This window comes from Streptomyces sudanensis (assembly GCF_023614315.1).
Classification (GTDB): domain Bacteria; phylum Actinomycetota; class Actinomycetes; order Streptomycetales; family Streptomycetaceae; genus Streptomyces; species Streptomyces sudanensis.
In genome coordinates this window covers 4399602-4406970 of the sequence record NZ_CP095474.1, presented here as the reverse complement: position 1 = coordinate 4406970, position 7369 = coordinate 4399602, and the positions used below count along the sequence as shown (strand labels likewise).

At 76.1% G+C, this 7369-nt stretch carries 8 protein-coding genes; 3 read left to right on the top strand and 5 right to left on the bottom strand.

The genetic code is table 11. The annotated features are described in order from the left end of the window. Together MW084_RS20345 and MW084_RS20340 are read left to right on the top strand one after the other, a co-directional pair. Nucleotides 1-1178: exo-beta-N-acetylmuramidase NamZ family protein (locus MW084_RS20345; RefSeq protein ID WP_275563726.1), on the top strand; the 1178-nt coding region annotated here is incomplete at its 5' end. Between the two features lie 196 nt (nt 1179-1374). After that, nucleotides 1375-1998 (top strand): hypothetical protein, encoded by a 624-nt coding sequence (locus MW084_RS20340; RefSeq protein WP_050986871.1) that lies wholly within the window; start codon nt 1375-1377, stop codon nt 1996-1998. A 393-nt stretch (nt 1999-2391) separates the two neighbouring features. Here MW084_RS20340 and soxR read toward each other — a convergent pair whose 3' ends face one another. After that, the gene (gene soxR, locus MW084_RS20335) at nt 2392-2913 is read right to left on the bottom strand and encodes a redox-sensitive transcriptional activator SoxR (RefSeq protein ID WP_010475946.1); all 522 of its coding nucleotides are present in this window, start codon (nt 2911-2913) and stop codon (nt 2392-2394) included. Between the two features lie 97 nt (nt 2914-3010). On the opposite strand from soxR, the gene MW084_RS20330 reads away from it, so the two are divergent. After that, nucleotides 3011-3472 carry a MaoC family dehydratase gene (locus MW084_RS20330; protein ID WP_010475947.1) on the top strand — a complete coding sequence of 154 codons (462 nt, stop codon included), beginning with the start codon at nt 3011-3013 and terminating at the stop codon, nt 3470-3472. A gap of 60 nt (nt 3473-3532) precedes the next feature. On the opposite strand, the gene MW084_RS20325 is transcribed toward MW084_RS20330, so the two are convergent. The 4 genes from MW084_RS20325 to MW084_RS20310 all read right to left on the bottom strand — a co-directional run bounded on the left by MW084_RS20325 (nt 3533) and on the right by MW084_RS20310 (nt 7195). Next, nucleotides 3533-4159, bottom strand: coding sequence for a TetR/AcrR family transcriptional regulator (locus MW084_RS20325; RefSeq protein ID WP_010475949.1), 627 nt, complete (start codon nt 4157-4159; stop codon nt 3533-3535). A 71-nt stretch (nt 4160-4230) separates the two neighbouring features. Further along, nucleotides 4231-4518 (bottom strand): YiaA/YiaB family inner membrane protein, encoded by a 288-nt coding sequence (locus MW084_RS20320; protein ID WP_010475951.1) that lies wholly within the window; start codon nt 4516-4518, stop codon nt 4231-4233. Nucleotides 4519-4661: 143 nt separating this feature from the next. Next, nucleotides 4662-5744, bottom strand: coding sequence for a zinc-binding dehydrogenase (locus tag MW084_RS20315; RefSeq protein WP_010475953.1), 1083 nt, complete (start codon nt 5742-5744; stop codon nt 4662-4664). 59 nt (nt 5745-5803) lie between these two features. After that, nucleotides 5804-7195, bottom strand: a complete 1392-nt coding sequence (locus MW084_RS20310; protein WP_010475955.1) for an aldehyde dehydrogenase family protein — start codon at nt 7193-7195, stop codon at nt 5804-5806. Nucleotides 7196-7369 lie beyond the last annotated feature (174 nt).

Genomic DNA, 7369 nt, shown 5'->3' with positions numbered 1-7369 from the left:
CCAACACCGCGGAGGGGGCGCGGGCGGGGAGGCGGGTGCGCACCGGTTTCGACCGGCTGGCGGCGAGCGGGTACGCCGCGCTCGCCGGGCAGCGGGCCGGCGTGGTGACCAACCCGACCGGGGTCACCGCCGGGGTGCGGCACATCGTGGACGTGATGCACGCCGACGACCGGGTGCGGCTGACGGCCGTGTTCGGACCCGAGCACGGCTTCCGGGGCACCGCCCAGGCGGGCGGCTCGGAGGGGCGGTACGACGACCCGGCGACCGGGCTGCCGGTCTACGACACGTACGGCAGGAGCGGGCAGGCCCTCGCGGACGTGTTCACCGCGTCCGGGGTGGACACGGTGGTGTTCGACATCCAGGACGCGGGGGCGCGCTTCTACACCTACATCTGGACCATGTACGACTGCATGGTCGCCGCCGAGCTGGCGGGGAAGCGGTTCGTCGTGCTGGACCGGCCCAACCCGGTCGGCGGGCGGGCGGCGCTGGGGCCGGTCCTGGACCGGGCGTACGCCACCTTCGTGGGGCGGGAGCCGATCGCGCAGGTGCACGGGATGACCGTGGCGGAGCTGGCGCGATTGTTCAACGGGGAGTTCCTGGCACGGCCGGTGCGCCTGGAGACGGTGCGGATGGCGGGGTGGCGGCGGCGGGACCTCTTCGACGCGACGGGGCTGCCGTGGGTGCCGCCGAGCCCGAACATGCCCACGCCCGACACGGCCCTCGTGTACGGCGGGACCTGCCTGTTCGAGGGCACCAACCTGTCGGAGGGACGCGGTACGACCCGGCCGTTCGAGCTGCTGGGGGCCGAGGGCGTGGACCGGCGGTGGGCGGAGGCGGCGAACGCGCTGGGGCTGCCGGGGGTGGTGTTCCGGGAGGCGTACTTCGCGCCGGTGTTCTCCAAGTTCCAGGGCAGGACGGTCGGCGGGGTGCAGTTGCACGTGCACGACCGGACCGCCTTCGACCCCGTGCGGACCGGGATCGGGCTCCTGGTGACGGCGAAGCGGACGTGGAGCGGGTTCGCCTGGCGTGCCGACCGCTGGATCGACAGGCTGACCGGCTCGGCGACCGTGCGGACCATGATCGACGCGGGTGCCGGACCGGACGAGGTGGCCGCCGCGTGGCAGCGGGACCTCGCGGCGTTCCGGGCGGTGCGCGAGGAGTACCTGCTGTACCGCTGAGCCGGGGCGCGGGCCGACCGGGGAGGTGACGGGCCGTCAAGCGGCCGTCGCCGCTCCCCCGGGCACCGCCGCGCACCCCTCCGGGCGGGCCGGCGCGGGAAGGCGAACGGCGCATTCGATTTTCGACGGAGCCGAAACGGGCACCCGTACGTCTCTTCAACGACGCCGAAGTACCAGTGACGGAGGTGGCGGAGCGATGGCCGGTTTCCGGAGTCTCGCCAGACAGGTTCGTGATCCCGCGTGCGATATGGCGCTGCGGCGCTACTCGCTGCGCAAGTGCCTGGAGCGGTTCGCCCCGTACGGGCACCGGGCGACCTGGGACCACCTGTGCAGGCGGCACGGGTTCGGACACGAGGACAGGGAGCTCGATCCGGTGCGGCTGGTGGCCGCGCTCGACGAGGTGGAGGAGGCGCGGGCCGTGTGGCTCGCCTACGAGCGGCGGTTCGCGGAGCGGCGCCGCAGCGAGAAGCACCTGGGGCTGCGCTCCCCGGGGCCGATCGACGACTGGCACCGGCTCGCCCGGGGCGGCAACGGCGTGGCGCGGTGCGTCGATCCTTCGGTGCACCCCGACCTGCCGCTGGCCGAGGCGCTGCGCCGGCTGATCGCGGCCCTGGAGGCGGGGCGGGGCGGCCGCTGCCCGGTGTGCGGCGGGAGCCGGTTCACCTGGCGGTGGGACGGCCTGGACGAAGCGTGCGGGCCGGTGTGCGGAGAGTGCGGCGTCCTGGTCCCGGCGCCCCTGGCGTCGGACGAGGCGCTGACGGCGGCACGCCGCCGGGCGGCGCGGGCGGACGCGGCGCGGGAACCGGTCTCCGTGGGGTGAGCCGGCCCCGGTCGCCCGGACGTGCGGTCACCCGGACGTGCGGTCACCCGGACGTACGAGACGTGGGGCCGCGGATGCCGCAGGGTGCCGGCGACCCGGTCCCGGCGACCCGGTCCCGGCGAAGTCGCGGGGCGCGAGACCGCGCGGGGCGCGAGACCGCGCGGGGCGCGAGACCGCGCGGGGCGCGAGACCGCGCGGGGCGGCCATCGGGCGGGGCGGCCATCGGGCGGGTGCGCCGTCCGGGTCCGGCGGAGCCCCGCGGGGCGCCGGACGGCAAAGAGCCGCCCGCCCCGCACCCCGGCCCGTACGTCGTCCCAGCGGTATCGAAGGGCGCCGCCTCCGCGGACGCGGTGCCCCGCGCCCGGCCGGCCCCGGAGAGGACGCGGAGCGCGCCTACGCCCGCGCTCCTCCCCCGCCGGAGCGCTCCCGCGGCTCGCGGCCGCCCTCCCCGCGCCTGCGGGGGCGCTCCGGCAGCAGGCGGGAACCGGTCAGGCGCTCGCCGAACACGTCGTCCGGATTGGACAGGACGCAGGTGTCGAGCGAGAGGCACCCGCAGCCGATGCAGTCGGTGAGGTGGTCGCGGAGCCGGGCGAGCTGCTCTATGCGGGCCTCCAGCTCGGCCTGCCAGGTACGGGAGAGCCGCTCCCAGTCCTCGCGGGTGGGCGTGCGCTCCTCGGGCAGTTCGGCGAGGGCCTGGCGGATGGTGGCCAGGGGGATGCCGACGCGCTGGGCCGCGCGCACGAAGGCGACGCGCCGCAGGGCGTCCCTGCTGTAGCGGCGCTGGTTGCCACTGGTGCGGCGGCTGGTGATCAGGCCCTTGGCCTCGTAGAAGCGCAGGGCGGAGACCGCCGCGCCGCTGCGGGCGGAGAGCTGGCCGACGGTCAGTTCGTGGATCTTCTCTGGGATCTGCGGCATCCCCCGCACCCTACTGGTCCGTTGACAGGGCGCACGGCCCGCACCAGGCTGAGCGGGCGCTCGGACCCGACCGCGGTCCGTCGGGCAGGGAGCGGGTATGGCTGAGCCGAGGGTCTTCACCTCCGTCCACGGGCTGCGGGCCGCGGTGGGCGAGCGGCTGGGGTACAGCGACTGGCTGGAGGTGGACCAGGGGCGGATCGACCTGTTCGCCGACGCCACCGGGGACCACCAGTGGATCCACGTCGACCGGGAGCGGGCGGCGTCCGGCCCGTTCGGGACGACCGTCGCGCACGGCTACCTGACGCTGTCCCTGCTGCCCGTCCTGACGGCGCAGGTGATGCGGGTGGAGGGGGCGCGGACGGGCGTCAACTACGGCACGGACCGGGTGCGCTTCCCCGCGCCGCTGCCGGCCGGGTCGCGGGTGCGGGCGACCGCCGTGGTGAAGGCGGTCGAGGAGGTGCCCGGCGGGGTGCAGGTGACCGCCGTGGTGACGGTGGAGCGGGAGGGCGGCGGCAAACCGGTGTGCGTCGCCGAGCCGGTGTCCCGCTTCTTCTTCTGAGCCGGTGCTTCCGCCTCCGGCCTGGTACCGGGCCCCGGATCCCTGCGGCGCCCCGCGCTCCTAGGCGCGGGCCCGCACCATGCGCAGGACGAGGTCGGCGTAGAGCGCGCCGACCTCGTCGGGGGTGCGGCCGCCCCGGGCGTCGAACCAGCGCGCCACGTCGATGCAGAGGGAGAGCACGGCGAGGGTGGTGCCCGGCACGTCCGGCACGTCGAACTCGCCGGCGGCGACGCCCTCGCCGATGATGCGGCGCACGGCGGCGTCGCTCCTGCGGCGCAGGGCGACGATCTCCGCGCGGTGCTCGGGGGCGAGGGCGTCGAGCTCGTACTGGACGATGCGGGCGGTGGTGTGGCGCTCGGCGTGCCAGCGGACGAAGGACCGTACGGCGCCGGCGAGCCGCTCGGCGGCGGTGCCGGGGCCGTCCGCCGCCTCCTCCAGGATCTCCAGGGCCCTGTCGTGGCCGATGCGGCTGATCCGGTGGAGGAGGTCCTCCTTGGTCCGGTAGTGGATGTAGAGCGCGGCGGGGCTCATCCCGGCGCGGCCCGCGATGTCCCGGGTGGTCGTGGCGTGGTAGCCCCGTTCGGCGAAGGCGTCGACGGCGGCCACGAGCAGGCGCCGGGCCGCGTCCGGGGTGACCTCGCCCCACGGCGCGTCCTCCCCGCCGTCCGTCTCCTGCGCGGTGCCCATCGCTCGTCCTTTCGCTCGTACCGGGGCGAACACCATACCCCGGAGGTGAGCAAGCGCTTAGGCGACGGGGTTCAGAGCTTCTGGAAGGGGTCGTGCTCGGCGAGCAGCTTCTCCAGCCGCGCCTGGTCGACGCGGCTGACGATCTGCCCGGCCTCCTGGCGGTCGCGGACGACCTTGGCGAGGGTGAAGGCGGAGGTCGTGAGGTACAGGACGGCGATGCCGAGGAAGGCCCGCACCCAGACGTCCGCCTCCAGGTTGCCGATGCCGAGGGCGACGGCCCCGAGGGCGATGGCGAAGGAGGCGACCGCCTGCGCGTAGTAGGCGGCGGTGTTCTGCTGCTTGACCGGTGTGTCACTCATGCGGCCGAGGATGCGGTGCCGGGGCGGGGCGGTACATCCGTCCCGCTACTCAGCGCGGTACTCAGGGGGCCGGGGTCCCGGCGGGGCACGGCCCGGGGCCGGCCGGGCGGCGGGCGCGTCCGGTGCGCGTCCGGTGCCGGGGCCTAGAAGACGACCAGGGCGCGCCCGCCCCTGCCGGCGAGCATGTCGCCGAACGCCTCCGGGATGTCCTCCAGGCCGATCCGGCGGGTGACGAGGGCGGCCGGGTCCAGGCGCCCCGCGCGGACGTGCCCGGCGAGCACGGGCAGGTCGCGGGCGGGGTCGGAGTTCCCGTAGACGCAGCCGGAGAGGGTGCGGGCCCAGTGGAAGACCTCCAGGGCGTTGAACGACACCCGCTGGTCCTTGCCGCCGATGCCGACGACCGTGGTGCGGCCGCCGCGCCGGGTGGAGTCCCAGGCGGTGCGGATGGCGGCGGCCCGGCCGGCGCACTCCACGGCCACGTCCGCGCCCCGTCCCCCGGTCAGACCGCGTACCTCGCGGGCGGTCGTGTCGGAGGCGACGAGGAAGTCGGTCGCCCCGGACGCCCTCGCCAGGGCCTCCTTCTCCGGCGACACGTCGACGGCGACGATCGGCCCGGCGCCGGCGATCCGGGCCGCCTGGAGGGCGGCCAGGCCGACCCCGCCGACGCCGAACACGACGACCGACTCGCCCGCGCGCACGCGCGCGGAGTGGTGGACGGCGCCGTAGCCGGTGAGCACGGCGCAGCCGAGGAGGGCGGCGTCGACGAGCGGCACCCCCTCCGGGAGGGGCAGGGCGCAGGGGGCGGGGACCACCGTCTCCTGCGCGAACGCGGCGACGTTCAACCCCGGGTGGAGCCGCCTGCCGTCCTCGGTGACGGCGTGCGCGCGGCCGACGCCGGACATCGCGTCGGCGCACAGCCACACCTCGCCGATCCCGCAGTGGTGGCAGGAGCCGCAGGAGGGCGCCCAGTTGAGGACGACGCCGTCGCCGGGGGCGAGGCCGGTGACGCCCTCCCCCACGGAGACGACGGTGCCGGCGCCCTCGTGGCCGAGGACGGCGGGCACGGGCACCCGCATGGTGCCGTCGCACAGGGACAGGTCGGAGTGGCAGACCCCGGCGGCGGCGAGGCGGACCCGCACCTCCCCGGGGCCGGGCTCGGGCAGTTCGATGCCGGTGATCTCCAGTGGGGACCCGGCGGAGGGCAGGACGGCGGCGCGGACGACCACGATCGGTTTCTCCCGGCTGGTGGGGCTCACGGTGTTCGGAGGCGGGGGTTTCCCCGGCCTCAGAACTGGAGGGACTTGGTCTGCAGGTACTCGGTGAGGCCGTGGGCGCCCAGCTCCCGGCCGATGCCGGACTGCTTGTACCCCCCGAACGGGGCCAGCGGGTTGAAGCGGCCGCCGTTGACGTCGACCTGCCCGGCCTCCATCCGGCGGGCGAAGGCGGCGGCTGCCCCGGGCTCGCCCCACACGGCGCCCGCGAGGCCGTACACCGTGCCGTTGGCGATGCGCAGGGCCTCCTCCTCGTCCTCGTACCGCAGGAACGCCACGACCGGGCCGAAGATCTCCTCCTGGGCGATCGCCATGTCCGGCGTCACGTCGGCGAAGACGGTCGGCTCGACGTAGTAGCCGCGTGCCAGCGGCGGCCGGGGACCGCCCGCGACGAGCCGGGCGCCCTCGGCGACGCCCTTCTCGATGTACCCGACGACGCGGTCGCGCTGGGCGGCGCTGACGAGCGGGCCGATCCGGTCGCCCGCCGGGTACTTCGCGACGGCTTCGGCGGCGAGGGCGACGGCCTCCTCGTACCGGTCCGCGCGGACCAGGACGCGGGTGAGGGCGTTGCAGCGCTGGCCGGAGTTGGCCATGACGCTCGCGACGCTCGCGGTGACCGCCCGGTCGAGGTCGGCGCCGGGCAGGACGACGCTCGCGGACTTCCCGCCCAGTTCCAGGGCGAGGCGCTTGACCGCGCCGCCGGCCGCCGCGCCGATGCGCCGGCCGACGGCGGTGGAACCGGTGAAGGAGATCATGTCGACGCCGTCGTGGTCGACGAGGGCCTGGCCGGCGGCGTGCCCGAGTCCGGTGACCACGTTGACGGCACCGGCGGGGAGACCCGCCTCGTGGACGCACCGCGCGAAGAGCCGCGCGGTGAGCGGGGTCTCCTCCGCCGGCTTGACGACGACCGTGCAGCCCGCCGCGAGGGCCGGGGCGACCTTCGCGACGATCTGGTGGAGCGGGTAGTTCCACGGCGTGATCGCACCGACGACGCCCACCGGCTCCAGCAGCACCGCCGAGTTGCCGACCCTCTCCTCGAACCGGTACGTGGGCAGCAGGTCGGCGTACGAACCGGCCACGGTGACCGGCAGTCCGGCGTGCACCGCGCGTGCGGGCTTCGGCGGGGCGCCCAGTTCGGCGGTGACGGTCTCGGCGATCTCGTCCTGGCGGGCGGCGAGCGCGTCGCGCAGCGCGGCGAGGCGGGCGGCGCGTTCGGCGGGCGGGGTGGCGGACCAGCCGGGGAGCGCCGCGCGGGCGGCGCGCACGGCGGCGTCGACGTCCTCGGCCCCGCCGGCCGGCACCGTGGCGAACGCCTCCTCGGTCGCCGGGTTCACCACGGCGATGGTGCCGGCGCCGGCGGCGGGCCGCCACGCGCCGCCGATGTACATCCCGTCGTGAGCCTTCATCGCTGTCTCCTTCGGCCTGGCCGGGTGCGGGCGCGGCGGTCGTGGGCGCCGCCGCCGGACGCGGTGGCGGGGGTCTCCCGCCGCCGGGGCCGGCGTCCCGGGGTTCGGCACGATCCTGCCACCCCGCCCCGGCCGTGCGCCGACCCGGTCGCCGGTCNNNGNTACNNNCATAAA

Coding starts and splice junctions, on each gene's coding strand:
- MW084_RS20330 (WP_010475947.1), top strand. CDS start 3,011: ATGGCTGAGCCGAGGGTCTTCACCTCCGTCCACGGGCTGCGGGCCGCG.
- MW084_RS20310 (WP_010475955.1), bottom strand. CDS start 7,195: ATGAAGGCTCACGACGGGATGTACATCGGCGGCGCGTGGCGGCCCGCC.
- MW084_RS20340 (WP_050986871.1), top strand. CDS start 1,375: ATGGCCGGTTTCCGGAGTCTCGCCAGACAGGTTCGTGATCCCGCGTGC.
- MW084_RS20325 (WP_010475949.1), bottom strand. CDS start 4,159: ATGGGCACCGCGCAGGAGACGGACGGCGGGGAGGACGCGCCGTGGGGC.
- soxR (WP_010475946.1), bottom strand. CDS start 2,913: ATGCCGCAGATCCCAGAGAAGATCCACGAACTGACCGTCGGCCAGCTC.
- MW084_RS20320 (WP_010475951.1), bottom strand. CDS start 4,518: ATGAGTGACACACCGGTCAAGCAGCAGAACACCGCCGCCTACTACGCG.